This window comes from Pseudomonas taiwanensis, assembly GCF_013393345.1.
GTDB lineage: Bacteria > Pseudomonadota > Gammaproteobacteria > Pseudomonadales > Pseudomonadaceae > Metapseudomonas > Metapseudomonas resinovorans_C.
The window spans coordinates 1-26,112 of record NZ_QJRF01000067.1 but is presented as its reverse complement, the minus strand read 5'-3'; the positions used below and the strand labels follow the sequence as shown (position 1 = coordinate 26,112).

Here is a 26,112-nt window from a genome sequence, read left to right as displayed (position 1 = left end):
GCCACACCCCTTCCGGGTCAACGCGGAAAGGTCGTACAGCCAGGGTCGGCTACCCATTCATACGAATGTCGGTGACCGACAATGAGCATGATCAAGGCCTGTCTGCTGCTAGGAGCCTTGTGTGCAGGATGCAACGGCGTGGTGAAACCGGAATTCGCCAGCTCCACCACCAGCAACTACTTTCCCGTTTTCTCGGGTTTCCCCCTGCCCTACTTCTATATGGCGTCCGCAGTGCAGTGGAACGAGGATTACGCCGTCACCACGGCCCACACGCCACTCATACCCTACGAGAAGTTTCGCTGTAGCACGGGCTGCGACCTGGTCTTCTTCCGCCACAAGGCCAAAACCCGGATCCCTTCCTGGCGGGCCGCGCAACCAGGCGAAAGCATCACCAGTACCGGTGCAAGCCCCTACCTGGTCGCCGCCAGCGGGCAGGGCAAGGTCTACCCCGCCCCCTTCATCAACACCGACGAAGACAGCGGAGAGCTCTACGCCATCCACGATGCGCCCATCGCCAAGGGCATGTCGGGCGGTCCGGTGGTCGCCGGTGACGGCAGCGTCGTGGGTATCAACATGGGGATTTACTCGGTCACCCTGAACGATCTCAGCGACCACCCCGGCGTGAAAGGCGCAGAGCGCATCAGCGTATTCGTTCCCTACTCGGTCATCCTGCGGGAATGGACGCTGTTGCATGCGAAGCTGACGTCCACAGATAGGCGAAGCGCTTCCATCAACGAGTGATCCGGCAGGGGTCGGTCGCCATTCACCGAGAACCCGTCTGAGCAGAAAGCGACCAAGTAGTATTGACCCGGCCCCACCTGCCCCCTACAGTGCACCCCCTTCTATCCCCCCCTGGAAGTGCGCAACTTTCAGGGATGCCGTACCGGGACGCTGGAATGGAATCCACCTTCCGTCTTCACAGCACACCTGCGGCTTACTACCGATTTCGCAACCTGTGCTGATCCTATGTTCAAGAACATCCTGGTCGTTTGCGTGGGCAACATCTGCCGCAGTCCGACGGCCGAAGCCCTGCTCAAATCAAAGCTCGCCCCACGCGGTATCAACGTCGCTTCCGCGGGCATCCATGCCCTGGCCGGCAAACCCATGGACAGCACCGCCCTCGAAGTGCTGCGCGAGCACGGTGGCGATCACCCCGACCACCAGGGGCGCCAGCTGAGCCGCGAAATGCTGCACCAGTACGACCTGGTGCTGACCATGGAGCAAGGCCATATCCAGCGCATCGTGCAGATGGCCCCCGAAGCCCGTGGCAAGACCTTCCTCCTCGGCAAATGGCAGGGCAACCAGGATATTCCGGACCCCTATCGCCAGCAGAAGCCGGCCTTCGAACATGTCTATCAGCTGATGGCGCAAGGCGTCGAAAGCTGGTCGCAGAAAATCTAAAGAACTTCTAAAGAAGCGCGCCCCATGACGACCCAGAACAACCTGCACGTGCAGGACACCCGCGACGACGACGACGACATCGACCTGCTCGGGCTGCTTGGCACCCTGCTGGACAGTAAGTGGATCATTGTCGGCATCACAGCCTTCTTCACTGTACTGGGCGTTGCCTATGCCGTATTGGCACCTCCGGTCTATCAGGCCAACGCACTAATCCAAGTGGAGGAGAAGAAAGCTGGCATGGCTGCGCTGACCGGCATGGCCGATATGAGCGAGCTTCTAGGAGGGACGTCCACCGCGATAACCGAGATTGAACTGCTGAAATCCCGCGCAGTACTGGGCCAGGTAGTGGATAACCTCAAACTCGACATCATCGTCGAGCCCCACTATTTCCCGTTGTTCGGCCAGTTCCTGGCACGACGTTTCCAGCCGGTGAGCGAGCACGAAGTGGCAGAGCCTTTCTTCGGTCTTAGCAGCTTCGCTTGGGGTGGTGAGACACTGGACGTGTTCCAACTCGAGGTTCCGGACGCCTACCTCGGCGAAGAACTGACCCTGCGCGCTGACGGCAACGGTGTCTTCACCTTGCTGAATGAAGACGAAGAAGCCGTACTGACTGGCTCCGTCGGCGAACAGATCGAGCAGAACGGTTTCAAGGCGCAGATTGCAGAACTTAACGCCCACGCGGGGACTCAGTTCAGCGTCACCAAGCAGCGCCGCCTGACCACCATCCTTGAGTACCAGGAAGACCTAGCCGCCACTGAGCGCGGCAAAGAATCCGGCATTATCTCCATCTCACTGGAAAGCAAGGACCCCGTCCAAGCTGCCAAGGTTCTGGATGAGGTCAGCCGCCTGTATGTACTGCAGAACGTACAACGCAACTCCGCCGAAGCGGCCCAGAGCCTGGAGTTCCTCCAGGGCCAATTGCCGGAAGTGCGCAAGCAGCTGGAAAAGGCCGAAGCTCAGCTCAATGCCTACCAGACCAGCACCCGCTCGGTGGACATCACCATCGAGACCAAGGCGGTGCTGGACCAGATCGTTTCCCTGGAAACCCTGATTTCCGAACAGAAGCTCAAGCGCGCTGAAATGGAGCGCCGCTTCACCCGACAGCACCCCAGCTACCAGGCGCTGATCACGCAGATGGGCCAACTGGAACAGCAGAAGCGCGACCTGCAGAAAAAGGTGGAAAACCTGCCGGAAACCCAGCAGGAGCTTTTGCGTCTGAGCCGCGACATGCAGGTCACCACCGAGATCTATACGCAACTGCTGAATAAAACCCAGGAACTGGACATCGTCCGCGCGGGTACCGTGGGCAACGTGCGCATCATTGATGCTGCGGATGTCGATCTCGAAGAGCCGGTGAAACCTAAGAAAGCCCTGATCGTCCTGATCGCCACCCTGCTCGGCGGCCTGATCGCCGTGAGCTATGTGCTGGTGCGCAAGGCGCTCAACCGTGGCGTGGAAGACCCGGATGTGATCGAGCAGATGGGCTTGCCGGTTTACGCCTCCATCCCTCACAGCAAGGAGCAAGCCACCCACGAGCTGAGCTTCAAGAGCAAGGTCAAAGGCAATGCCAGCGCCGGCTCCCTGCTGCTGGCGGTGACCAACCCGGCCGATCTCGCAGTGGAATCCCTGCGCAGCCTGCGTACCAGCCTGCACTTCGCCACCCTGGAGGCGAAGAACAACATCCTGATGATCTCCGGCCCCAGCCCCTCGGTAGGTAAATCCTTCGTCTCCAGCAACCTGGCCGCCATCATCGCGCAGGCTGGGCAGAAGGTCCTGCTGGTCGACGCCGACATGCGCAAGGGCTACATCCACAAGATGTTCCAGCAGGAAGCGGAAAACGGCCTGTCGGAGCTGCTGACCGCACGGATCAACCTCGACCAGGCCGCCTATGCCTCGGAAGTGGAAAACCTGCACGTGATCACCCGTGGCCAGATCCCGCCGAACCCGTCGGAACTGCTGATGCATGCCAACTTCACCCAGTTCCTGGAACAGGCGAGCAGCCGTTACGACCTGGTCATCATCGACACCCCGCCCATCCTCGCGGTAACGGATGCCGCCCTGGTGGGCCGCCAGGCCGGCACCAGCCTGATCGTGACCCGCTTCGGCATGAACGCCGCCAAGGAAATCCTGCTCACCAAGCGCCGCTTCGAGCAGAACGGCATCAGCCTCAAGGGCGCGATCTTCAACGCCGTGGAACGCAAGGCATCGGCCTACGGCTATTACGGCAATTACGCCTACTATCAGTACGAGTACAAATCGGACAACGCTTAAGCCTCCCTACACCGCCCTTTCCCACCCGTGGGAGAGGGCTTGTCGAGAGCAAGTCCGGTCGCCCGGCACAGACCGACAACTGAGGTGCCCCGCATGGCAGGTAAGCCTGCACCACCGCGCTGGTACCTGATCCAGTGCAAGCCAAAGCAGGACGCTAGGGCAGAAGAACACTTGGTACGCCAAGCCTTCCGGTGCTATCGCCCCACCCAATGCGTCACGCGCCTGCGTGGCGGCCAAAAGCGGGAGAGCGTCGAGTCGCTGTTCCCCGGTTACCTGTTCATCCAGCTGGACCAGGTCAACGACAACTGGCACCCCATCCGCTCGACTCGTGGCGTCAGCCAACTGGTGTGCTTCGGTGACCAGCCGGTTGCCATCGCCGACGAGCTGATCGAGCAATTGCAGCAACGCCTGGCATCACCGCAACCGCAAGAGCCATGTCTGAGCCCTGGCGACCGCATACGCCTGAAAAGCGCCTGCTTGCAGGAGATGGAAGCCATCTTCCTGGCCAGGGATGGAACAGAACGCGTACTCATCCTCCTGCAACTTCTGCAGCGCGAACACACACTCAGCGTTCCGCGAAACAGCATCGATAAGCTTTAGTTCTTGCCGCCCGTCGAATTAGCCGCCACGAGCATTCCCCTTCTTCAGAATTTCCGTGCAATTTCCAGTATCTGAAGCATGGCCTCAGAATCCGCAGCCCAGAGCAGGCTTGCGCCTACCGAGTCATCAGGCTGTTCGGACACATTTCGAAACGACAGGCAAGTCAGAATTCACTTTGCGACGAGCGGTCCAAGGTGATGAGCTTCACAATCCTGCGTGAATACGTAAAATGCAGCGTCGGAAATATTCCGACTCAGGAAGTAGGCAGATTGCTTATAAGCAGTTCAAGCCCTCAGGGACGACACCCCCTCCTGTAAAAGCGCAAGCCAGCACAGACTCGGCATACGCGCTTACAACCACGCCAGACTACTGCCGCTTCGGGCCCTGCCCGAGGCCAGCCATCGCTTATAGCGATCGTTCTCGGGGAATCAACGATTAACCCTGGGGCGGTAGCGTGCCAAAAGCACGATCGGGCAAAACCGACCCCCCGGTAAACAGGGCAGGGGCCACAAGCCCCGAGGAATCCAGACAACCTCTGGATCATCAAGGAAGACACAGCGGAATCCGCAGGACAGTAGCCCAGGGCCCGCCGCAGGAACGCAGGCGAGCTTCCCGACCGTAGCATCATCATCAGGACAGGTTCACTCGTGCCTAATCACTTTGAGGCAGCCCCTGCAAAGGCCAAGGGCCATGCCACGCATCGCGCCACCACAGGCGTATTCGAGCGTGCCGCCAAGGTTCGCCGTGGCGCCAACAGCGCACGCACCAGCCATATCAACCTGATCGGCAAGCGTGAAAACCCCGTACCGGAAGGCCGTGGCCTGACGTTCTGGGGCCAATGGGCCGCCGCAATGGGCATGCTGAGCTTGCTGCTCTGCGCGCTGGCCGTGGGCAAGACGGGGGAGTTCGAAACTCAGTACCGCATCCTTGCCCTCTTCACCCTGCTGGGCTCCGTGCCGGCCTATTCGCTGCTGCGGGTGTACCACAAGCATCATGGCTATCTGGTGGGTGCAGGCAGGCTGCTGGCCGGCTGGCTGGTATTGCTTTCCGGCCTCACGGTCATGGCCTTCCTGACCAAGACCAGCGAGCTCTTCTCGCGAGAGGTCATCATCATCTGGGCCTGCTCCGGCTACGTCATCCAGGCCTGCCTGTTCCTGCCGCTGCACGCCTTCTCCCGCCGCTATCACAACAAGCTCCAGACCGCGCGCACCTCACTCATCATCGGCACCGGCGACCTTGCCCAGGAGCTGGCCGACAAACTGGTGCGCAAGCGCAGCGAGCCCCTGGTGGGCCTGGTGGCCGCCGACGACCATCCCCATCCGGACGATGGCCTGTACCCCCTCATCGGCAACCTCAGTCATCTGCGCGAGCTGATTTGCGAACACCGGATCCGCCGGCTCTATATCGCCCTGCCCCTCTCCGCCGCCGAGCAGATCGAAGGTCTCTATATCGACCTGCTCGATGCCAACGTCGACGTAGTGTGGATTCCGGACCTGCAGAGCCTGAAGCTGCTCAATCACTCGGTGTCCGATATCGACGGCCTGGCGGCGATCAATCTCAATGAAAGCCCGCTCACCAGCTACCCCACTGCCGCATTGACCAAAGCCGCTCTGGACCGCAGTGCCGCCCTGCTGGCCATTCTGCTGCTCAGCCCGCTGTTGCTGGGCACGGCGCTGGCGGTAAAGCTCTCTTCCCCGGGCCCCGCCCTGTTCAAGCAGAAGCGTCATGGCTGGAACGGCAAGGTAATCAAGGTGTGGAAGTTCCGCTCCATGCGCGTGCACGCCGATACCCAGGTCAAGCAGGCCACCCGTGAAGACCCGCGCATTACCCGCGTTGGCCGCTTCATTCGCCGTACCTCCATCGACGAACTGCCGCAGCTGTTCAACGTCCTGCAAGGCCGCATGTCCCTGGTGGGCCCGCGCCCCCATGCCGTTGCCCACAACGACTACTACACCGGCAAGATCGACGCCTACATGGCCCGCCACCGCATCAAACCCGGCATTACCGGCCTGGCGCAAATCAGCGGCTGCCGTGGCGAGACCGAGACACTGGACAAGATGGCAAGGCGCGTGGAACTCGACCTGGCCTACATCAACAACTGGTCGATCTGGCTGGATATCAAGATCCTGATCAAAACCCCGTTCACTCTGCTCGGCAAAGACATCTACTAAATCAGCCCGGCGCCCCCGCTCCGCTTTCGTAGGAGCGAGCTTGCTCGCGAAGCTCTTTCCATCGCGCCACGCAACGCCCTGCTCTCCGTAGGAGCGAGCTCGCTCGCGAAGCTCTTTCTATCGCGTCACGCAACGCCCGGTTCTCCGTAGGAGCGAGCTCGCTCGCGAAGCTCTTTCGATCGCGTCACGCAACGCCCGGCTCTCCGTAGGAGCGAGCTCGCTCGCGAAGCTCTTCCTATATCGCCTCAAGCACCACCCGCTCCAGGACGGAGCGGCTACAGCTCGACCTAAAGGACTAACGCCCATGCGCTTCCCAGACATCCATCATCACGGTGCCGTAACCGGCGTAACCGGCTCGTGCCACCAACTGCTAATGGACGAACAACACAGCCTGCTGGTGGACTGCGGCCTGTTCCAGGGCGCCGAAACCTCTGCCGAAGGCCGGGCAAGCGCAAACAACCTCGATATCGATTTCGACATCAGCACCCTCAGGGCGCTGCTGCTCACCCACGTACACATGGACCATGTCGGCCGGCTACCTTACCTGCTCGCCGCCGGCTACAAAGGTCCGATTATCTGCAGCCAGCCGTCCGCACAGCTGCTTCCGCTGGTACTGGAGGACGCCTTCCAGTTCACCTTCGGGCGCGACCGGCAGCAACTGCAGAAGTACCTCAAACTGATACAGCAACGCGTGATGCCGCTTCCCTTCCGCACCTGGCACAGCCTGATCGACACCCCTGACCTGCAAGCGCGTATCCGCCTGCAGCGGGCAGGTCATATCCTGGGTTCGGCCTACATCGAATGCGATGTGCGCTACCCCAAGCGAGGTGAACAGAAGCGCGTTGTGTTTTCTGGCGACCTGGGAGCAACCCACACACCCCTGCTGCCCGCTCCAAGATCACCCTGGAAGGCGGACATTCTGGTGCTTGAAAGCACCTACGGCGACCGCCTCCATGAAGACCGCCGCACACGCAAACAGCGCCTGAAAGCCATCGTCGAACAAGCCCTGGCCGACAACGGCTCCGTACTGATCCCCGCCTTCAGTATCGGCCGCACCCAGGAACTGCTCTACGAACTCGAAGACATCATCCACCACGCAAACTTACTCCCCTCTCACTCCAGAGCTTCCTCCCCTCTCCCTCCGGGAGAGGGGCCGGGGGAGAGGGAAACCAACGCGCGCAGCAACTCCAACGAGGAGGACGGAATAGGCCCGGTCACCACCCACTGGCCCACCCTCCCCATCATCCTCGACTCCCCACTGGCCACCCGCTTCACCCGCGCCTACCGCGACCTCCAGCACTTCTGGGACGCCGAAGCGCAAAAGCGCATCAAGGTCGGGCGCAAACCATTGGGCTTCGAACAACTGCTGACGGTTGAAAGCCACGACGCCCACCTGCGCATGGTGCGCCACCTCGCTAGCACCGCCCGCCCCGCCATCGTGATTGCGGGTAACGGCATGTGCAGCGGAGGCCGCATCGTCAACTACCTGAAGGCCATGCTGGGCGACAAACGTCACAACGTGTTGTTCGTCGGTTACCAGGCAAACGGCACACCCGGCCAACTGATTCAAAAGCACGGCCTCAGAGGCGGATATGTAGACCTCGATGGCGAACGCTTCGATATCCGTGCCGGTGTTCATACCGTAGGTGGCTACTCTGCCCACGCGGACCAGAAAGGGTTGGTGAACTTCGTGACCCGCATGCGCCACTGGCCGAGCGAGATTCGGTTGGTTCATGGAGAGGCCAAAGGGAAACTGGTCCTTTGGAAAGCAATAGATCAGGAATATTCGAAGAAAGGCAGGCGCCTCATAAACAATTCTGCACTAAATTCGTCGTCACGTTAGCTTTTCATTACGATACGCAGCAGAGCCTAAAAGGCTATATCAGATAACTTAGAAATTCTCAAAAATTGAAAGCAATACTCACCCTCATTGCATCTTTCGGCGCTGCTTTCGCGACTTTTATTTTACAAGTAATTTTGAGCAGGAACCTTGAACCTCAAGATTTCGGCCTGCTTGCACTAGCGAACTCGATAACCATAATCATAGGTACGTTCTCGAGCAGCGGAATTTCAAGTTTGCTCCTTAGAAGAGCAAGCATCTCACCTGCAGAGTCTTACGAACTAGTAAAGACAGCTATCGCAAGCACACTGTTTATAAGCAGCATTTCGTACTTAACTTGCAGTCTAACGCTGATCTTTTATGGGATACCCCTCACCTACTCCGTAATTTTATCTACAGCCATATTCGCCTTATCAGCACAATCGATTCTCACGACACTAGGCCAGATAAAAAACTCAGCAAAGACGATTGCCATAAGTCAAACCACCCTTCCTAGTATGCGCGCAACCCTAGCTTCTGCACTGTTGTTCTCGCCAGCAGGAGTAGCAGTTGCCGCTGCTCTGATTGGCGCAGCAAATCTGGCAAGCATGGCTCTCTACATCTTTTCCATAAGAAAGATGCCAATAAGTAATGAGTCCGTAAAAAGAGCACCCAGCGGGATGCTTGAGTATATCAAGTCATCACTCAAGTACTCCGTAAACGGCTCTATAAATATGGCCCAGATCCAGCTTTCAACAACACTAATTGGTAGCATTCATGGAGTACAAGCAGCAGGCCACATGGCAATATGCAACACCCTGACTGCTGCATTATATATTGCACCAAACACAATATTCGGCACATATCTCCAAAAGCGCTTCCATACCCTAAGTAACGCAGAGAAAAAAAAGCCAATTACACTCTCACTTGTGTCCTTCTTCGCTGGCCTCCTCGCGTCCGCATTGATTTACATGGCAAGCGACCCAATAGTAACCCTTCTCTTTGGTGCGCAGTACCAGCAAGCAATCGACCTATTAAGAGCCGTTTGCCCTGCAATACCTGTAAGATTCTTTATTACAGGAATCGGCGCAGCAATACTTTCTGAAGAACTGGTAAAAAAGAAAATATCTGCATCTGCCTTCGGCCTTTTCGCCCAAGCAGCATTAATTGTTTCCCTATACAAATATGGCGCATACGGGATTGGAGCCAGCATACTAATCGGCGAACTGCTTACTGCCTCCCTTTATATAAAAATCTACAGAAAGACATTTGCAAAATGAAAATCTGCATTATTGGTTATTACGGAAGTAATTTCGGCGACCTTCTGATGCTCAACGCCTTGATCAGTAGATTTGAAGGATTCTCCATTGACATCCTTACCTATGGCGCCAAAGAAGAACTAGAAGAACAGAGTTTTATTCAAGATCGAAATATAACTGTAATCCAGGCTTCACAGAAGAACCTCGCAAAGATCGTAAGATCATTCCGATCAAGTGCCGCGATAATCTGGGGCGGTGGAACATGTTTCATGGACGAAGGAGGAACCGGCGGTGTCAAATACATGGCGCTAGCTAAACTTCTAGGCTGCCAAGTATATTATTTCGGAATCGGAGTAGACCGTTACCGCAAGTTTAAAACAAAACTCTGCATGTATTTAGCATCAAAAATCTCCAGCAGAATTTATGCGCGAGACTTAGACTCCCAAAAAGCATTCCATGCAACAAATCCAAAAAACAAAGAAAGAATATATATTACCCATGATCTCGCACACGCTTACACCAGCACTGACGACAATCTGAACACTCCCCTTGCATCAGACTATCTTCTCTATTGCCCAAGGAGTTTAGATAGTTATCCCAATATTTATCACGAGACAAATTTAGAACTGACAGCGCTAGCCCATAAAATAGTTAAACATCTCCACCTACAAAAAATAGTCATTCTCAATGCCGACCCAGCCATTGACAGTGGCATTGTCACTGAATGCGCCAAAGTTTTTGAGGCCTCTGGCATTGAAGTAGAAATAATCTCAGGAAGTAGCACTCGAGAATCTATCAAGGCAATAAACTACTGCAAATTCTTGCTTACCGTGAGACTACACCCAGCAGTTATAGCCCTTGAGCGTAAAACGCCTTTCGCAATATTCAACTATTCTAACAAAAACAAAAAACTGGTTTCCGAGCACGATTGCCTAGACAGATTAATTGAAAACAGAGCGATCCTCGACTACAACCCCATATATACTCCCGTGACAGACGATGTAAAAGATCGCAAGCAAATAGAGGTGAATGACGCACTAAAAAACTTAAGAGCCGCCATACTGACATACAACAGAAAACATCCTGCAGCCCCCCCGCCACTTTAAACAAAGAAGAGAGCCTTTCAATCACACCCCCAACACAAACCAAAGCAACCAATTAGTGCACTCCGATAACATGTCAAAACTCAATCCCTTTAGATATTCCATCAGCCAACTCGCAATACCATTCTTTATTATTACCGCCAGCCTGAACTTCAGGCTACGACTTCCCGGACAAGAAATACACATCGGCGGTGCTGAACTGGCTTTATCACCTTACGACTTTGCACTAGCGCTCTTGCTTGCTCTGGCAATTGCCTCTACAAAACAATACTCGCTAAAACTAAAGCATGACCCATTAATCATCTCATTTATTGCATTCATAACCCTCTCATTCCTATCAATAATAAATTCACAAAAACCAGAATTCACATTTTACGAACTTCTGAGATGCTTTAAATTCTTTATACTTCTGATATTGCTAAGAAGAATATTTCAAAACCCTTTACAAGCAAATTATTTAATTAAGTTTTCAGCGCTTTTTATTATTCTAGAAACACTATACTCTTTATACCAGTTATCTACAGGCTCAGCAGAGGCTACAGAAGACGCCACCCAAGTCCGAGAGCTTTTCATCGAAAATGGTATAACGCGCGTCACTGGAACACTAAGGCACCCAGCGCTGCTTTCCCTCTGCATCACGCTGCTTATTCCTTTTACAGTAATAGGGGCCGTGTATTATAAAAACAAAAAAATCTACTTGTTCGCCATAGTTCTCGCATTTGGTTGCATTACCTTAACTTACTCAAGAACGCAGATTGTCCTTTACTTCCTGACTCTTGCCATGTGTCTTTTTTGGTTCAAAACACCGACCGGGAAGAAAATCATACTAAACAAAAAAATAATATACGGCGCAGCACTGGTATTTAGCGCAGTAATGCTTTACGGGATTAGTGAGTTTGAGAGCATTAAAGATAGATTTGTCAACGCCCCCGAGTCCAGCACCACCACTAGATTACTTCTAGCCAACATCGCCATAAAAATGCTAGGCGAGCATTACATTCTTGGCGTCGGATGGAACAACTTTATCTATGCCATGCCTTTCTATGATGATTTTGGCGTGTACAGATATTTCCAGCACCCCGTGCATAACATGGTGCTACTAATAGCATCTGAAACAGGGATTATAGGACTACTCGCTTACTTCTCTATACTTCTATCAACATATGGCTTGTATAAGAAAACCATTAGACTACGCCCCAATCAACTAGACCAGAACATTATTAGAGCTGCAGCAATATCACTTATAGTCCTACATATCACTGGACTGCAAGGCTGGTCGTTCAGAGCTGATAGCATTCAGCTAATCACCATCATGTGCATTTCCCTTATAGCAGGCATCCATGATAAAACCCGAAGGCACCATCGTGAAAGCCATCTTGCTGTCCGTAGTTACCTTGATGGGGACACCGCTGCAAGCAACTCCAGCCGATAATATATGCCAACCTCAGACTCTTAGAGGTTTTAATGTTGACTTGACGCTTAATTCCAGTGACTTCGACTATTTATACCATATAAATGTAAATGCTCTCCGAGTATCCCTAGCCACAGAATCCGCTTTCACCGAAGCCGGAGCGGTAAATCACGCTGCAATAATAAAAGTTGACAATTACATCCGGGAGGCCAAGAAAAGAAATATAAAAATACTTCTTGATTTCCATACGTATCCCGGGAACAAAAAAACTTTCAGCGGGACACCGAATGATAAAATATGGACCGATGAGGAACTAAGATCAAAAGTAACTAACAGTTACAAGGAGATCGCTGAAAGATACAAACACGAAGACACTATCATCGGATATGACTTGGTTAACGAAGCCGCCCCAAAGAAAGAAAACATGGCCACCTACTATAACTTCATATCCAATATAGTTTCTGAATTGAGAGAAGTATCAGGAAGTAAGACCCTAATAATTCAACCGACAATCAGGATGAATAGTGAAGGCATTCCCACGGCACAACATGAAAACTGGAAAGAACTTCTAAGGTTTTCTAATCAATCTCTACGACCCTCCATACATTTTTATGACCCTGGCAGCTACACCCACCAGGGGCTTATCCATTTCAAACCCAACACAAAACTCCCGTTTGGGCTGAGAACCCAAGCCACTCTAGATGCTTACTTTGAGTTAAAACTACGAAAGCTAAACAATTTCGAAAATCTAATAATAGGTGAGTTCAGCACATCTAACTATGCGCCGAATGACAGCCTTTTGTATACCGAAAGACTAATAGAGTATTTCGAAAAAAATAACTGGAGCTGGTTTTATCACGCTTTTAGAGAAGCTTCTATCTGGGATCCAGAAAAGGAGTTAAAAGATGGGGGCTTTGTATATAATGATGACGCAAAGAAAATGTCAGTCATACGAAGATATCTGACCAAAAACAAAAAATCTGGCACATGCCATGATGCAATTGAAGAAGAAACAAGCTCTTCTATTACAAAAAAATCGCCCACTTCGTGACATGACGATCAATGCATAACTCATCGGCATGAATATTCCTCACGAAGATTATCTCTGGCTTTTCCGCCCTCGGTCTATACGTTAGGGAACTGCTCCTTTTACATATAGGCACAAAATGTATTTTCAAAAAAAAGCTAATAAGCCAAGTTCTCTCCTGAATACTCACTCCGCCCCCTAAACTGCAACAACCTATAAGCCCGACTTTATAACGGCGTCGCTTAAATAGCATAAAGCTTAGCGAACACCCACAACCAGCTGAAATTTATAACCATGCATATATCTATAATTGAGCCAGTTGGCGGCCATGGTGGCATGAACTACTACAATTACGGTCTTGGTAAAGGCCTAGCAGATAGTAATTGCAAGGTAGATCTGTATACATGCCCCGAGACGAAAGAACACTCTTATGAAAGCTTCAATATTCACAAAATCTTCAACGGCGTCTACGGCAAAGACAGAAAGCTAACTAGACTACTCCGATACTTCTCGGCCCTAGCGAAATCGCTGGCGTCGACCAGGAAAAGAAACTCAAAGCTGTGCCACATACATTTATTCCAATATGGTCCTTTAGAGTTTTTAACCTGCCTACTTTCAAAAGCATCCGGACTAAAACTAATCGCCACAGTCCACGATGTAGAGGCCTTCGCAGGATCCAGTAGCAAATGCATTCAAACTGCCATATTTAAACTGGCAGATGAACTAATCGTTCACAATGATTTCTCAAAAAAAGAACTTGAGAACTCAATAAAAGACATAAACAAACATATCAAAATAGCCACGATACCCCACGGCAACTACATTAATTTCTGCAACCCTCAAGACAAGCTCTACTCCCGCAATAAACTCGGGCTCCCCACAGACTCAAAAATAATCTTATTCTTTGGTCAAATCAAAAAAGTCAAGGGCCTGGATATTCTAATAAGATCCTTACCCTTAATTCTCGAGAGAGAGCCGCAAGCTAAACTTCTAATTGCTGGAAAAGTATGGAAGGATTCCTTTGATAGCTATAGCGAGCTAATTGAAGAATTAAACCTCAGCCAATCCATATTAAGCCGCATTGAGTATATACCAGACGACGAAGTAGACAACTACTACTCTGCCGCTGACGTAATAGCTCTACCATACAAGAAAATATATCAAAGTGGCGTACTACTAATGGCAATGTCTTACGGAGCGATTACAGTTTCGCCGCGTCTCCCCCCAATGGAGGAGATAATAACTGATACAGTTAATGGTTATCTTTTTTCGCCAGGCGACCATGTTGACTTGGCAAAGAAAATTGTTCAATCACTCAAAAGCGATGACCAAGTCAGAATCTCAAAATCTGCGCTAAGCAAAGTAACATCAGACCACGACTGGAAAATAATCGCAGAAATGCATATGCAGGTATATAAGCGACATGTCTAAGAAGAGACTTTTCATTCTAGGGATTAGAGGGATACCTGCACAGCATGGTGGCTTTGAGACTTTTGCTGAGAAACTTTCCCTCCACCTTGTTGAACAAGGTTGGGATGTAAGCGTCTATTGCCAAATTGACGGTAGTGGCAGCACTTATGAGAGCGTCTGGAATGGAGTAAAACAGATCAACATTCCAATTCAAACTAGTGGGGCCTTAGGCACAATCTTTTTTGACTGGAAAGCAACAATGCATGCCCTCTCTCAAGATGGGATTTTTTTACTACTCGGCTACAACACAGCCATATTTAATTTACTACAGCGCCTGAAGCAACAGACGGTGTTAATTAACATGGATGGTATAGAGTGGCGCAGAGACAAATGGAGCCTTCCGGCCAAGGCTTGGTTCTGGCTCAATGAGCGCATTGGCTGCTGGGTAGGCCACCACTTAATCGCAGATCATCCCAAAATCAAGCAGCATCTTTCCACTCGAGTTTCCAGCAGTAAGGTTACGATGATCCCATATGGGGCGGGATCAATCTCTACTGCAAGTATTAGCGCGATTGAAAATCTCGGTCTCGAGAAAGGCAATTATTCTATTATTATCGCAAGACCAGAACCTGAGAACTCGTTCTTAGAAATGGTGAGCGCATTCAGCTCCAGAACGAGAAATCACAAACTCGTCGTCCTTGGAAATTTTCAGCCACAAAAGAATGTGTATCACAAAAAAGTAATGGATGCCGCTAGTGATGAAGTTATATTCCCAGGAGCCATCTATAATCCTGACGTAGTATCAGCTCTCAGGTACTACTGCAGAGTCTATCTACATGGCCACACTGTAGGCGGTACAAACCCTTCCTTGGTTGAAGCTTTAGGTGCCGGCTGCGCCGTCTTGGCTCATGACAACGACTTCAATAGATGGGTTACTGACAATGGTGGAAAGTATTTTAGCAGCCAATCTGACTGCTCCTCAGCTCTCGACGAACTCCTCAAAGACGACGAACTTATCGCACGAATGAAAAGTTCCAGTCGAACACGGCACAAGACTTCCTTTACTTGGGAAATGATTCTTGGGGACTATGAGCGCCTAATTACAGGCTGGCTAAAATAGCAGACATAATTTCGAAAGACTCTCATCTTAGGTTAGGTTCCTGATTAAATCATGATTACACCCGTCATTCTTTCCGGCGGTTCAGGCACAAGGCTCTGGCCTCTATCTCGGCAGCTCCATCCAAAGCAGTTTCTGCCGCTGGCAGACTCTGACCTTTCAATGCTGCAGGACACCATCAAGCGTCTTGAGGGTTTGGGTACCGGCCTTCCGTTTCTCATCTGTAATGAGCAGCATCGATTCCTGGCCGCAGAACAACTTAGGCTACTCGGTATGGATAAGGCCAAGATCCTGCTCGAGCCTGTAGGTCGTAATACCGCCCCGGCTATTGCGCTGGCGGCACTGCAAGCATTCCAAGAGACGGATGATCCAATTTTGCTGGTGCTTGCAGCGGACCACCTGATTCAGAATGTGTCGTCCTTCCAGAGCAGCATCCTAAACGCTCTTCCTTTGGCTGAAGCCGGCAAGCTTGTCACCTTCGGCATCGTGCCCAGCCATCCGGAAACGGGCTACGGCTATATCGAGCGCGGGTGCAGAGTCGGTGACACTGGGTTTGCGGTCAGCCGTTTTGTCGAGAAGCCGAATCTTGCGACCGCGCAGGACTACCTGGCCACCGGTAATTACTACTGGAATAGCGGAATGTTCATGTTCCAGGCTAGCCGCTACCTGGAAGAGTTGCAGCAATTCCGTCCCGATATTCTGGCCGCCTGCCGCACGGCTCTGGCTGGGGGCTCCCAGGACTTGCACTTCACCCGAGTCGACACCGCAGCCTTTACTGCCTGCCCTGAGGATTCCATTGACTATGCGGTGATGGAAAAGACTCAGGATGCCGTGATGGTGCCTCTGGATGCCGGTTGGAGCGATATCGGCTCCTGGTCTGCGCTTTGGGACGTAAGCGAAAAGGATGCGCAAGGCAACGTCTTTAAAGGTGACGTGTTGGACCAAGGTTCACGAAACACTTATGTACACGCGGATAGCCGTTTGGTTGCCACGGTCGGCGTAGAAGACATTGTGATCGTCGAAACCAAGGACGCCGTGCTGGTTGCGCACAAAGATCACGTGCAGGACGTCAAAAAAGTCGTTGACCAGCTCAAGAGCGGTTCCCGCGAAGAGCACATCAACCACCGTGAGGTGTACCGCCCCTGGGGCATGTACGACTCCATCGATAATGGCCATCGCTACCAGGTAAAGCGCATTACGGTGCAGCCCGGCGCCAAGCTATCCGTGCAAATGCATCACCATCGGGCCGAACATTGGATTGTCGTCAGCGGCACAGCCAAAGTCACCAATGGAGACAAGACGTACCTGGTGACCGAGAACCAATCCACCTACATACCGATTGGGCAGGTCCATGCACTGGAAAACCCAGGCGTTATCCCGCTTGAGCTGATCGAAGTGCAATCCGGCTCCTACTTGGGCGAAGACGACATCGTTCGCCTTGATGACAGGTACGGCAGAGCCTAAGGAAAAGCCTTCTGAAATGAGGCGCTTAGCCCCATCAGGGGCCAGTTTCAGCTTGCAATACAAGTGTTTTCTACATAACCTCCGACACCAACCGTTCCTTAGGGACATACACGCTCATAAAAGGAGCATGAACGTGAAAAAACTTCTGACTCTCGTTACTGCAGCCGCCTTCAGCACTTCGCTGATGGCCGCTGAGACCGCCTCTCCCGCCAGTGCTGGCAAACCTGCCGCTGGCACTCCGGGCGCCACTTCCGGTCTGACCCTGACCACCCCGATCGCGGGCGGCGTGACCCTGGGTACCGGCCTGGCTGTTGGTGCTGCGGCCATTGCAGCTGGTGTTGCTGCTTCCAACAGCAGCGGCGGCGGCGGTAACGACAGCACTCCGGGCGCTGGCGGCACCACCGGTACTACTGGTACCACCGGCACTACCGGCACCACCAACTAAGCAATACGCTTGGTTGCTGCACCTTGAAACCTCCCAGCACCGCTGGGAGGTTTCGCATTGGGCCCTGTAACTTGCGGCCCCGGTTGATCGTCACAGCTCCCGACTGTTTGCGCACCTGCATGCAGCCTGCCGACATGCCTATGTTGGCCCGGACATCAACGCCGTAACCCACACCCTGGATTCCGAGTCAGGCCCTGCCGCTTTGGCATCGCTTGGCCCCACGCACAAGATCACCCGACATGAATCGCGCACTCCCCCTGGCCATGCTGCTTGGCCTCACCCTGCAAGGCTGTATGTTCTCCCCTGGCCAGCACATGGATTCCGGCAATCTGGTGCGCGAGGGCTCCCCTGAAAGCAGCCGTATCGAGCTGGTACCCATCACGCCGAAGTTGGTGGCCATCGAGTCCGCCATGAATGGCACCCAGGTAGCCCCTGAGTTGCTGAGTTTTCAGCCCGGCGAGTACCGGATTGGCGCAGGTGACCTGATCTACATCACCGTATGGGACCACCCAGAGCTCACCGCGCCTTCCGGCCCGCAACAGCAGATCGAGGCCAACGGCCGTCTGGTGCGCCCGGATGGCACGCTGTTCTATCCGTATGTGGGCAATGTCGAGGCCGCAGGCAAGACCATTGAAGAACTGCGCTCGCTGATCGCCTCGCGCCTCACCAGCGTGGTGACCGAGCCTCAGGTGGACGTCAGCGTGCTGCGTTTTGCTAGCCAGAAGGTCATCCTCTCCGGCGCCTTTGGCAAAACCGGCCCCGTACCCGTTACCAACACCCCCCTCACTCTGCTGGACGCGGTAGGCCAGGGCGGCGTTCAAGCTGGCGCCGCCGATATTGCCGGCCTGGTGCTGAAGCGTGATGGCCGCGAGTACGTGATCGACCTCGATACGCTGAACCGCAAGGACTCGCTCCTGCACCGCATCTATCTGCGGGACGGCGATCAGATCCATCTGCCCTACAACGACAACAAGAAGGTCTATCTGCTGGGTGAGGTAAGCAGCGCCCGCGCCCTGTTCTTCAAGGGCAGCAGCATGAACCTGACGGATGCCCTGGGCACCGTCGGCGGCCTGCGCCAGGAAACCTCCAGCGGCAAGGAGGTGTATGTGATCCGCGGTGTGGATGACCTGCAACGGGACGTTGCCAAGGTCTACCAGCTCAACCTCAAGTCCCCGTCGGCCTTTATCGTGGCCGAGCACTTCAAGTTGCAGCCGCAGGATGTGGTGTATGTAGGCCCGGCAGATGTCACCCGCTGGAACCGCTTCATCAGCCAGGTGTTCCCCACTGCCAACCTGCTGCGCACCGGCGTCGCCATTCAGGATGACATGGGCGACAACAACAGCAACTGAGTGGTCATGACGTGAAAATTGCACGCCTGGCCTTGTTGCCGCTTGCCGTAATGCTACTGAGTGCCTGCAACCCACTGATGCGGGCGAGCTGGGACACGCTCAAGGCAGCCACCCAGGGGCCGCAGCCCCTGGACCTGACCCGGGAGCAGGTTGATGCCGTTCCCTACTACCAGATCACCATTGCCGCCCCCACCGGGGAGGCCGTGATGGCCCTGGTGCGCCTGCAGGAGGGCGTGCAGTTCTGGCTAGCCTCTACCCAGCAGGTGCTGATGATGGAGGATGGCCTGGCCATCCGCTCCGTGGGGTTCAATGACAATCTCGATGGCACTCGTTTTGTCGGCGAGTCGCCCTTCCGAACCGGCCTGCATCGCATTGCGGATGGGCTGCGTGCCGAGCGCCAGGTGGATTTCGCCGGGCGTTACCAGATGGGCACCCGGCTGATCAGCCATTTCGAGAAGAAAGGGCTGGAGACGGTGCGCATCCTCGACCGCGACCTGGAGTTGTTGCGCGTTGATGAGCACATCGAGATGCCCGAACTCGACTACTCGGCCCGCAATCAGTACTGGGTGGACCCGGCTGACGGTTTCATCCTGGCCAGTGTCCAGCATGTAACCCCCGAGCTGCCCTTGCGAATCCTGCAGGTGCGCCCATTGCGGCCGGAACACAGGGCCGAGTGAGCGATGCTCGACCTCTAATGCATAACCTTGGGTGGGCCCGGTGCGGGCGGCGAAAGATTGTTCGCCAGCAAGCTGGCTCCTACAGATGATTGAACCGATTTCACGATGAGCTTGCGCCCTTCCTGGCTGCTGTTATGCAGCGCACTTTTCGCCTACGCCGCAAATGCTGCCCCGACTGTGACGGTCGAGGGTGATGCCGCGGCGCCCGGCCAATTTCCCGTGGCGGCCATGACTCGCCTGCACGATGTGCTGCTGCCCGCACAGGTCAGCCCCAATGCCTATCTGCTGGGCGCGGCCTGGCTGCATCGCCCCCTTCTCCAGGAGCAAACGCGCCTGAAGTTGGGCGTGCTGTTCGACCTCGCAACCCTTGAGCGCAATGCACTGCTGGATAACCGCCCGGCCCTGGCGGAACTGGCCAGAAGCCTCACGGCCAAGGTCCAGGCGATGCCGGTAACCGGCCGCCGCGTAGCGGAGTTGGACCCGGTGAAAGTGGAACTCAACCACAAGTACAACCTTGAACTCAGCGCTGGCGATCGCCTGATCTACCCGGCACGTCCCGAGTACGTGCGGATTGAGGGCGCAGTACTGGCCGAGTGCCAACTGCCCTTTGTGCCCATGCAAACGGCCAGGGATTACCTGGAAGCCTGCCCACGGCATGCAGAAGCCGACCTGGATGAACTCTTTGTGGCTCAGCCCGATGGCCGCGTGCAGCGCCAGGGCATTGCGCTGTGGAACCGCACTGATGCGCCACCGTCACCTGCGCCTGGCGCACGCATCTATGTACCTGTACGCGGTGCCGGCCTGGGTGACCCGACGCCAGACCTGAACGCCGAGCTCGCCACCTTCATTGGCACTCAGCCGCTGGAGGTGGCCCCGTGAAGCGCCACTTGCTCCCGTGCCTGCTGCTCGGCTGCGCGACCTGCGCCCAGGCTGAACCTCGCTATACGCAGAGCGATTTTGGCGGCGTAGGCCTGCTGCAAACCCCCACCGCACGCATGGCCCAGGCGGGCGAACTGTCGGTGAATGCTAACCGTACCGATCCCTACAGCCGCTACAGCGTGTCCTTCCAGCCCTTTGATTGGCTGGAGGGCAGCTTCCGCTATACCTCCATCAGCAACCGGAAATACGGCCCGGAATCACTCAGTGGCGACCAGAGCTACAAGGACAAGGCCATCGACGCCAAAGTGCGTTTGCTCCGAGAGAGTCACTGGCTACCTGAAGTCGCAGGCGGCGCGCGCGATATCGGCGGTACCGGCTTGTTTTCCAGTGAGTACTTTGTGGGCAACAAACGCTTGGGCGACTTCGACCTGAGCCTGGGTCTGGCATGGGGCTACATCGGCAATCGCGGTGATATCGACAATCCCGTCAGCCTAGTCCTGGGCGATAAGTTCGATGACCGGCCGGCCCCAGATGGCAACGTGTCGAATGCAGGTGAATTCAACGGCAATAGTTACTTCCGAGGCAGCCCAGCCTTCTTCGGCGGAGTGAACTACCAGACGCCCTGGGATCCGCTCTCGATCAAGCTGGAGTACGAAGGCAACGACTACCAGAACGAGCCGCAGAACAACAACCAGGTGCAGGACTCCCCCATCAACCTGGGCCTGGTGTTCAAGGCCAGCGACTGGGTGGATCTGCACGCCGCCTGGGAACGCGGCAACACCGCAATGTTCGGCATCACCCTGCACACCAACTTCGCCACCCGCAAGGCGCCGACCAAAAGCTTTGACCCGCCGGCCGAGAAGGTCCAGGCCAGCAAGCCCAAGGTAGCGCCGGAAGATGTGAAGTGGGCCGGTGTAGCCCAGCGCCTGCGCAACAACGCCGGCTATCGGGTGGAGCGCATTACTCAGCGCGACTCCGAACTGATCGTCTACGGCGAGCAGACCCGTTACTTCCATTCTCCCAAGGCCGTGGGCCGCGCCGCGCGCATTCTCGACAACAGCGTGAACGACGAGATCGACTGGTTCACTGTGGTCGACAGCCGCAATGGCATGGCCGTACAGGAGATCAGCCTGCCCCGCGATACATTCCGCGAAGTGGCGCAACAGGATCGACCGGTGGAAGACCTGCGCCGGGTCACCGAACAGAACGCGCCCGTGCCCCACCAGGAAATGGAGCTGTTTGCTCAGGAGCTTTCGCCCTTCACCTACGGCCTGGGCCTTGGCTACAAGCAGAACGTTGGCGGACCTGACGGCTTCCTGCTCTATCAGTTCACGGCCGACCTGAATGCCGAATACCGCTTCCAGCGTGACCTTTGGTGGAACGGCACGCTCAGCGCGAACCTGGTGAACAACTTCGACAAGTTCAAGTACGACGCGCCGAGCAACCTGCCGCGCGTACGTACTCACCTGCGCGAGTACATGACGACCTCTGACGTGACCATGCCCACCTTCCAGCTGAACAAGGTGCGTCAGCTGGACGAAGACCTCTACGGCATGGCCTACGGCGGCTACCTGGAATCCATGTTCGCGGGCGTGGGCGGCGAGTTGCTCTATCGCCCGATGGGCGAGCGCTGGGCCATCGGCGGCAATCTCAACTGGGCCAAGCAGCGCGATTTCGAGCAGGACTTCGGGCTGCGCGACTACAGCGTGATCACCGGCCACGTGACGGGTTACTACCGCCTGCCCTTCGAGGACATTCTCGCCGCCGTCAGCGTTGGCCGTTACCTGGCCCGCGACTACGGCGTGACCTTCGACCTGTCCCGTGAATTCCACAACGGGGTGCGCTTTGGCGCCTGGGCGACCTTCACTAACGTCACCAAGGACGAGTACGGGGAAGGTAGTTTCGGCAAGGGCATTTACTTCTCCATTCCCTTCGACGAGCTGATGGCCAGCTCCACCATGCGCCGGGCCAATCTGGTGTGGTCGCCGCTGACCCGTGACGGTGGCGCTTCGCTGGGCCGCAGCTACTCGCTCTATACCTTGACCGAGGGACGCAACATCGACATGTTCCACAGCAACTTCGACAAGGTGGTGGAATGACGGACATACGGATCACCTGGCTGGCGCGGATTACCTTCGGCCTTGTGCTGCTGGTGATCCTCGTGGCTGGGTTGAGCAGCGAACCGGTGCCCGAAGCCTTCGATAATCAGGACAAGCTGCACCACTGGGCGGGCTTTGCTTGCCTGGCCCTGAGCGCCTCGCTTGCCTTTCCCAGCACCCGGCTGGTGTGGCTGTTCATTTGGACCTTGCTGGTCTCAATGGGTATCGAACTGGGGCAGGCGCTGCTGCCGCTGCGCACAGCCTCCTGGGCCGACATCGCCGCCAACGTGCTGGGCGTGCTGAGCGGCAGCTTTGCCGCTCTGCTTCTACGTGAGAAAGGGATGCCCACCCATCTCGAATGAGTTTCGACACGGCAGTCTCCAATGTCTGACGGCCTTCATTACCGCGAACAGCGCCTATACATAGGCATTTTTCAACGCTAGGAATGCACATGCGAATATTGATCACTGGCGGAGCCGGCTTCATCGGTTCGGCCCTGGTTCGCCACTTGCTGACAAACACCCAGCATGAGGTGCTCAACCTCGACAAACTGACCTACGCCGGCAACCTCGAGTCGCTGGCCGCGGTCGCGGACAATCCGCGCTACCAGTTCCTCCAGGCGGATATCGCCGACAGCCAGGTTGTCGGCGCAGCGCTGGCGCGCTTCCAGCCCGACGCGGTGATGCACCTGGCCGCCGAGTCCCATGTCGATCGGTCCATCGACGGTCCCGCGGCCTTCATTCAGACCAACATCGTCGGTACCTACAGCCTGCTGGAAAGCGTGCGCGCCTATTGGCTGGGGCTGGACGCCGAACGCAAGACGGCCTTCCGCTTCCATCACATTTCCACCGACGAGGTGTATGGCGACCTGCACGGGGCGGACGACCTGTTCACCGAAACCACGCCGTATGCCCCCAGTTCGCCGTATTCGGCGAGCAAGGCGGCGTCCGACCATCTGGTCCGCGCCTGGCACCGCACCTACGGTCTGCCCGTGCTGCTGACCAATTGCTCGAACAACTACGGCCCTTATCACTTCCCCGAGAAACTCATCCCGCTGATGATCCTCAACGCCCTGGAAGGCAAGCCCCTGCCGGTGTATGGCGACGGCCAGCAGGTGCGCGACTGGCTGTTCGTCGAGGACCACGCCCGGGCGCTGCTGGAAGTGGTCAGCCGCGGCACGGTGGGCGAGACCTACAACATCGGCGGGCATAACGAGCAGAAGAACCTCGATGTGGTTCGGGCCATCTGCGCCCTGCTGGAAGAGCTGGCGCCGCACAAGCCCGCCGGCGTGGCCCGCTTCGAAGACCTGATCACCTACGTCAAGGACCGCCCGGGCCACGACCTGCGCTATGCCATCGACGCCAGCAAGATCGAGCGTGAACTGGGCTGGGTGCCGCAGGAAACCTTCGAGACCGGGCTGCGCAAGACGGTCCAGTGGTACCTGGATAACCTCCCGTGGTGCCAGCGCGTGCAGGACGGCAGCTATCAACGTGAACGCCTGGGAGCAGCAGTATGAAAGGGATAGTCCTCGCGGGCGGTTCCGGCACCCGCCTCCACCCCATCACCCTGGGGGTGTCCAAGCAACTCCTGCCGATCTATGACAAGCCGATGATCTATTACCCGATCTCGGTGCTGATGCTCGCCGGCATCCGCGAAATCCTGATCATCTCCACCCCCCAGGACCTGCCGCAGTACCGCAACCTGCTGGGCGATGGCAGTCAGTTCGGCGTGCACTTCAGCTATGCCGAACAACCGTCGCCGGATGGCCTGGCCCAGGCGTTCCTGATCGGCGAGGCGTTCATCGGCAACGACCCGGTATGCCTGATCCTGGGGGACAACATCTTCCACGGCCAGCACTTCACCGAGAAGCTCAAGCGCGCCGCGCAATCGCCCAGTGGCGCCACCGTCTTCGGCTATTGGGTGAGAGATCCCGAGCGCTTTGGCGTGGTGGAATTCGATGAGGCGGGTCGCGCCGTTTCCATCGAGGAGAAGCCGGCTCAGCCGAAGTCGAGCTATGCCGTCACCGGCCTGTACTTCTACGACAACGATGTGATCCGCATCGCCAAGGCGGTGACGCCTTCTCCGCGTGGCGAGCTGGAAATCACCGACGTCAACAACGCCTATCTGCGCCGCGGTGATCTGCGCGTCGAGCGCTTCGGTCGCGGCTTCGCCTGGCTGGACACCGGCACCCACGACAGCCTTCTGGATGCCTCCCAGTATGTGCAGACCATCGAGCACCGTCAGGGCTTGAAAGTGGCCTGCCTGGAGGAGATCGCCTACCAGAACGGCTGGATCGACAAGACGCAATTGCTGACCCGGGCCAAGGCATTCGGCAAGACCGGTTATGGCCAATACCTGTTCGACATCGCCGGAGAAGGTGCGTGAACGCGATTCCAACCGCTATCCCTGACGTCCTCATTCTCGAACCTCGCGTATTCGGCGACGAGCGCGGCTTCTTCTACGAAAGCTTCAACGCCCGCACCTTCGCCGAGGCGACCGGCGTCGAACGCCACTTCGTCCAGGACAACCACTCGCGCTCCCAGCGCGGCGTCCTGCGCGGGCTTCACTACCAGCTGCAGCAAGCCCAGGGGAAACTGGTGCGGGTCGTCGCGGGCGAAGTGTTCGACGTCGCGGTGGACCTCCGCCGCAACTCGCCCACCTTCGGGCGCTGGGTCGGCGTACACCTCTCCGCCGAAAACAAACGCCAGCTCTGGGTCCCCGAGGGTTTCGCGCACGGCTTCGTGGTCCTCAGCGATTACGCCGAGTTCCTCTACAAGACCACCGACTACTACGCCCCCGAGCATGAGCGCTGCATTCGCTGGGACGATCCCGATCTCGCCATCGACTGGCCGCTGGCCGAGGCGCCGCAGCTGTCCGCCAAGGACCAGGCCGGGGTCAACTTCAAGGACGCGGACCTGTTCGCATGAAGATTCTCATCACCGGCAATAGCGGCCAGGTGGCGCGGGAACTCCAGCTCGCCCTCGCCGGCAAGGCCGCGGTCGTGTCCCTGGGGCGCGACCGGCTCGATCTCGCCCATCCCGAGCAGATCCGCCAGCAGGTCCGTGCCCTGGCCCCCGACCTGCTGATCAACGCCGCCGCCTACACCGCGGTGGACCAGGCCGAGACCGATGCGGACGCCGCCGTCGCGATCAATGCCACGGCCCCCGGCGTACTCGCTGAAGAGGCCGCCGCCCTCGGTATTCCGCTGTTCCACTACTCCACCGACTACGTCTTTGACGGTGCCAAGCACGGCCGCTACGTCGAGGACGACCCGACCCAGCCGCTGGGCGTCTACGGCACCAGCAAACTGGCCGGCGAACAGGCGATCCAGGCCGTTGGTGGGCAGTACCTGATCCTCCGTACCAGCTGGGTTTATTCGCTGCACGGGCGCAACTTCCTGCTCACCATGCAGCGTCTGCTGCAGGAGCGCGAAGAGCTGCGCGTGGTGGATGACCAGGTAGGCGCGCCGACCTGGGCGGGCAGCATCGCCCAGGCCACGGCGCAGTTGATCGATCAGTGGCAGGCGGGCAACCGCCATTGGGGCGTCTATCACCTGACCAACCGGGGCGAAACCTCCTGGTTCGGCTTTGCCAGTGCCATCGCTGACCAG

Annotated in this window: 23 protein-coding genes; all 23 read left to right on the top strand. The window is 56.1% G+C overall.

Translation table 11 applies throughout. The annotated features are described in order from the left end of the window. Positions 1–81: 81 nt before the first annotated feature. Positions 82–741, top strand: a complete 660-nt coding sequence (locus DM872_RS19550) for a S1C family serine protease (RefSeq protein ID WP_218649446.1) — start codon at positions 82–84, stop codon at positions 739–741. Positions 742–966: 225 nt separating this feature from the next. Further along, the gene (locus DM872_RS19545; RefSeq protein ID WP_179061028.1) at positions 967–1,401 is read left to right on the top strand and encodes a low molecular weight protein-tyrosine-phosphatase; all 435 of its coding nucleotides are present in this window, start codon (positions 967–969) and stop codon (positions 1,399–1,401) included. Between the two features lie 24 nt (positions 1,402–1,425). Then, positions 1,426–3,672 carry a polysaccharide biosynthesis tyrosine autokinase gene (locus DM872_RS19540; RefSeq protein ID WP_179061027.1) on the top strand — a complete coding sequence of 749 codons (2,247 nt, stop codon included), beginning with the start codon at positions 1,426–1,428 and terminating at the stop codon, positions 3,670–3,672. A gap of 93 nt (positions 3,673–3,765) precedes the next feature. After that, positions 3,766–4,272: a transcription/translation regulatory transformer protein RfaH gene (gene rfaH, locus DM872_RS19535; RefSeq protein ID WP_179061026.1), complete on the top strand. Its 507-nt coding sequence runs from the start codon at positions 3,766–3,768 to the stop codon at positions 4,270–4,272. A gap of 779 nt (positions 4,273–5,051) precedes the next feature. Beyond that, entirely contained in the window at positions 5,052–6,443 is a 1,392-nt protein-coding gene (locus tag DM872_RS19530) for an undecaprenyl-phosphate glucose phosphotransferase (RefSeq protein ID WP_256873445.1), read from the top strand. 304 nt (positions 6,444–6,747) lie between these two features. After that, a complete protein-coding gene (locus DM872_RS19525) occupies positions 6,748–8,286 on the top strand; it encodes an MBL fold metallo-hydrolase (RefSeq protein WP_179061025.1) in 1,539 nt (512 codons plus the stop codon). 65 nt (positions 8,287–8,351) lie between these two features. Further along, positions 8,352–9,542, top strand: coding sequence for an oligosaccharide flippase family protein (locus DM872_RS19520; protein ID WP_179061024.1), 1,191 nt, complete (start codon positions 8,352–8,354; stop codon positions 9,540–9,542). Then, positions 9,539–10,627, top strand: a complete 1,089-nt coding sequence (locus DM872_RS19515; protein WP_179061023.1) for a polysaccharide pyruvyl transferase family protein — start codon at positions 9,539–9,541, stop codon at positions 10,625–10,627. Before DM872_RS19520 ends, DM872_RS19515 begins: the two co-directional genes overlap by 4 nt. Before the next feature lie 70 nt (positions 10,628–10,697). Continuing rightward, the gene (locus DM872_RS19510; RefSeq protein WP_179061022.1) at positions 10,698–12,056 is read left to right on the top strand and encodes an O-antigen ligase family protein; all 1,359 of its coding nucleotides are present in this window, start codon (positions 10,698–10,700) and stop codon (positions 12,054–12,056) included. After that, a complete protein-coding gene (locus tag DM872_RS19505) occupies positions 11,989–13,086 on the top strand; it encodes a glycoside hydrolase family 5 protein (protein WP_179061021.1) in 1,098 nt (365 codons plus the stop codon). The genes DM872_RS19510 and DM872_RS19505 overlap by 68 nt, the downstream gene beginning before the upstream one ends. Positions 13,087–13,398: 312 nt before the next feature. Beyond that, positions 13,399–14,493: a glycosyltransferase family 4 protein gene (locus DM872_RS19500; protein ID WP_256873438.1), complete on the top strand. Its 1,095-nt coding sequence runs from the start codon at positions 13,399–13,401 to the stop codon at positions 14,491–14,493. Continuing rightward, positions 14,486–15,592: a DUF1972 domain-containing protein gene (locus tag DM872_RS19495; protein WP_179061019.1), complete on the top strand. Its 1,107-nt coding sequence runs from the start codon at positions 14,486–14,488 to the stop codon at positions 15,590–15,592. Before DM872_RS19500 ends, DM872_RS19495 begins: the two co-directional genes overlap by 8 nt. A 51-nt stretch (positions 15,593–15,643) precedes the next feature. Continuing rightward, on the top strand, positions 15,644–17,053 hold the full coding sequence (locus DM872_RS19490; RefSeq protein ID WP_179061018.1) for a mannose-1-phosphate guanylyltransferase/mannose-6-phosphate isomerase: 1,410 nt from the start codon (positions 15,644–15,646) through the stop codon (positions 17,051–17,053). 133 nt (positions 17,054–17,186) lie between these two features. Continuing rightward, a complete protein-coding gene (locus DM872_RS19485) occupies positions 17,187–17,498 on the top strand; it encodes a hypothetical protein (RefSeq protein ID WP_179061017.1) in 312 nt (103 codons plus the stop codon). 239 nt (positions 17,499–17,737) lie between these two features. Next, positions 17,738–18,847, top strand: a complete 1,110-nt coding sequence (locus tag DM872_RS19480; RefSeq protein WP_179061016.1) for a polysaccharide biosynthesis/export family protein — start codon at positions 17,738–17,740, stop codon at positions 18,845–18,847. Between the two features lie 11 nt (positions 18,848–18,858). Further along, positions 18,859–19,524 carry a YjbF family lipoprotein gene (locus DM872_RS19475; protein WP_179061015.1) on the top strand — a complete coding sequence of 222 codons (666 nt, stop codon included), beginning with the start codon at positions 18,859–18,861 and terminating at the stop codon, positions 19,522–19,524. A 105-nt stretch (positions 19,525–19,629) separates the two neighbouring features. Next, the gene (locus tag DM872_RS19470) at positions 19,630–20,403 is read left to right on the top strand and encodes a capsule biosynthesis GfcC family protein (protein ID WP_179061014.1); all 774 of its coding nucleotides are present in this window, start codon (positions 19,630–19,632) and stop codon (positions 20,401–20,403) included. Beyond that, complete coding sequence (locus DM872_RS19465; protein ID WP_179061013.1) at positions 20,400–22,502, top strand: YjbH domain-containing protein; 2,103 nt, start codon at positions 20,400–20,402, stop codon at positions 22,500–22,502. The genes DM872_RS19470 and DM872_RS19465 overlap by 4 nt, the downstream gene beginning before the upstream one ends. Further along, positions 22,499–22,864, top strand: a complete 366-nt coding sequence (locus DM872_RS19460; protein WP_179061012.1) for a VanZ family protein — start codon at positions 22,499–22,501, stop codon at positions 22,862–22,864. The genes DM872_RS19465 and DM872_RS19460 overlap by 4 nt, the downstream gene beginning before the upstream one ends. A gap of 89 nt (positions 22,865–22,953) precedes the next feature. Continuing rightward, a complete protein-coding gene (gene rfbB / locus DM872_RS19455; protein WP_179061011.1) occupies positions 22,954–24,018 on the top strand; it encodes a dTDP-glucose 4,6-dehydratase in 1,065 nt (354 codons plus the stop codon). Further along, positions 24,015–24,887 carry a glucose-1-phosphate thymidylyltransferase RfbA gene (rfbA, locus tag DM872_RS19450; RefSeq protein ID WP_179058984.1) on the top strand — a complete coding sequence of 291 codons (873 nt, stop codon included), beginning with the start codon at positions 24,015–24,017 and terminating at the stop codon, positions 24,885–24,887. Before rfbB ends, rfbA begins: the two co-directional genes overlap by 4 nt. After that, positions 24,884–25,429, top strand: coding sequence for a dTDP-4-dehydrorhamnose 3,5-epimerase (gene rfbC, locus DM872_RS19445; protein WP_179058985.1), 546 nt, complete (start codon positions 24,884–24,886; stop codon positions 25,427–25,429). The genes rfbA and rfbC overlap by 4 nt, the downstream gene beginning before the upstream one ends. Beyond that, on the top strand, positions 25,426–26,112 hold a 687-nt coding region (gene rfbD, locus DM872_RS19440), incomplete at its 3' end, for a dTDP-4-dehydrorhamnose reductase (protein ID WP_179058986.1). The genes rfbC and rfbD, both read left to right, overlap by 4 nt.

Excerpts from the sequence above, each read along its gene's own strand:
- rfbA (WP_179058984.1), top strand. The coding sequence starts at position 24,015 with ATGAAAGGGATAGTCCTCGCGGGCGGTTCCGGCACCCGCCTCCACCCC.
- rfbB (WP_179061011.1), top strand. The coding sequence starts at position 22,954 with ATGCGAATATTGATCACTGGCGGAGCCGGCTTCATCGGTTCGGCCCTG.
- DM872_RS19540 (WP_179061027.1), top strand. The coding sequence starts at position 1,426 with ATGACGACCCAGAACAACCTGCACGTGCAGGACACCCGCGACGACGAC.
- DM872_RS19550 (WP_218649446.1), top strand. The coding sequence starts at position 82 with ATGAGCATGATCAAGGCCTGTCTGCTGCTAGGAGCCTTGTGTGCAGGA.
- rfaH (WP_179061026.1), top strand. The coding sequence starts at position 3,766 with ATGGCAGGTAAGCCTGCACCACCGCGCTGGTACCTGATCCAGTGCAAG.
- DM872_RS19510 (WP_179061022.1), top strand. The coding sequence starts at position 10,698 with ATGTCAAAACTCAATCCCTTTAGATATTCCATCAGCCAACTCGCAATA.
- DM872_RS19480 (WP_179061016.1), top strand. The coding sequence starts at position 17,738 with ATGAATCGCGCACTCCCCCTGGCCATGCTGCTTGGCCTCACCCTGCAA.
- DM872_RS19490 (WP_179061018.1), top strand. The coding sequence starts at position 15,644 with ATGATTACACCCGTCATTCTTTCCGGCGGTTCAGGCACAAGGCTCTGG.
- DM872_RS19460 (WP_179061012.1), top strand. The coding sequence starts at position 22,499 with ATGACGGACATACGGATCACCTGGCTGGCGCGGATTACCTTCGGCCTT.
- DM872_RS19525 (WP_179061025.1), top strand. The coding sequence starts at position 6,748 with ATGCGCTTCCCAGACATCCATCATCACGGTGCCGTAACCGGCGTAACC.
- DM872_RS19545 (WP_179061028.1), top strand. The coding sequence starts at position 967 with ATGTTCAAGAACATCCTGGTCGTTTGCGTGGGCAACATCTGCCGCAGT.
- DM872_RS19500 (WP_256873438.1), top strand. The coding sequence starts at position 13,399 with ATGAACTACTACAATTACGGTCTTGGTAAAGGCCTAGCAGATAGTAAT.
- DM872_RS19495 (WP_179061019.1), top strand. The coding sequence starts at position 14,486 with ATGTCTAAGAAGAGACTTTTCATTCTAGGGATTAGAGGGATACCTGCA.
- DM872_RS19470 (WP_179061014.1), top strand. The coding sequence starts at position 19,630 with ATGAGCTTGCGCCCTTCCTGGCTGCTGTTATGCAGCGCACTTTTCGCC.
- DM872_RS19515 (WP_179061023.1), top strand. The coding sequence starts at position 9,539 with ATGAAAATCTGCATTATTGGTTATTACGGAAGTAATTTCGGCGACCTT.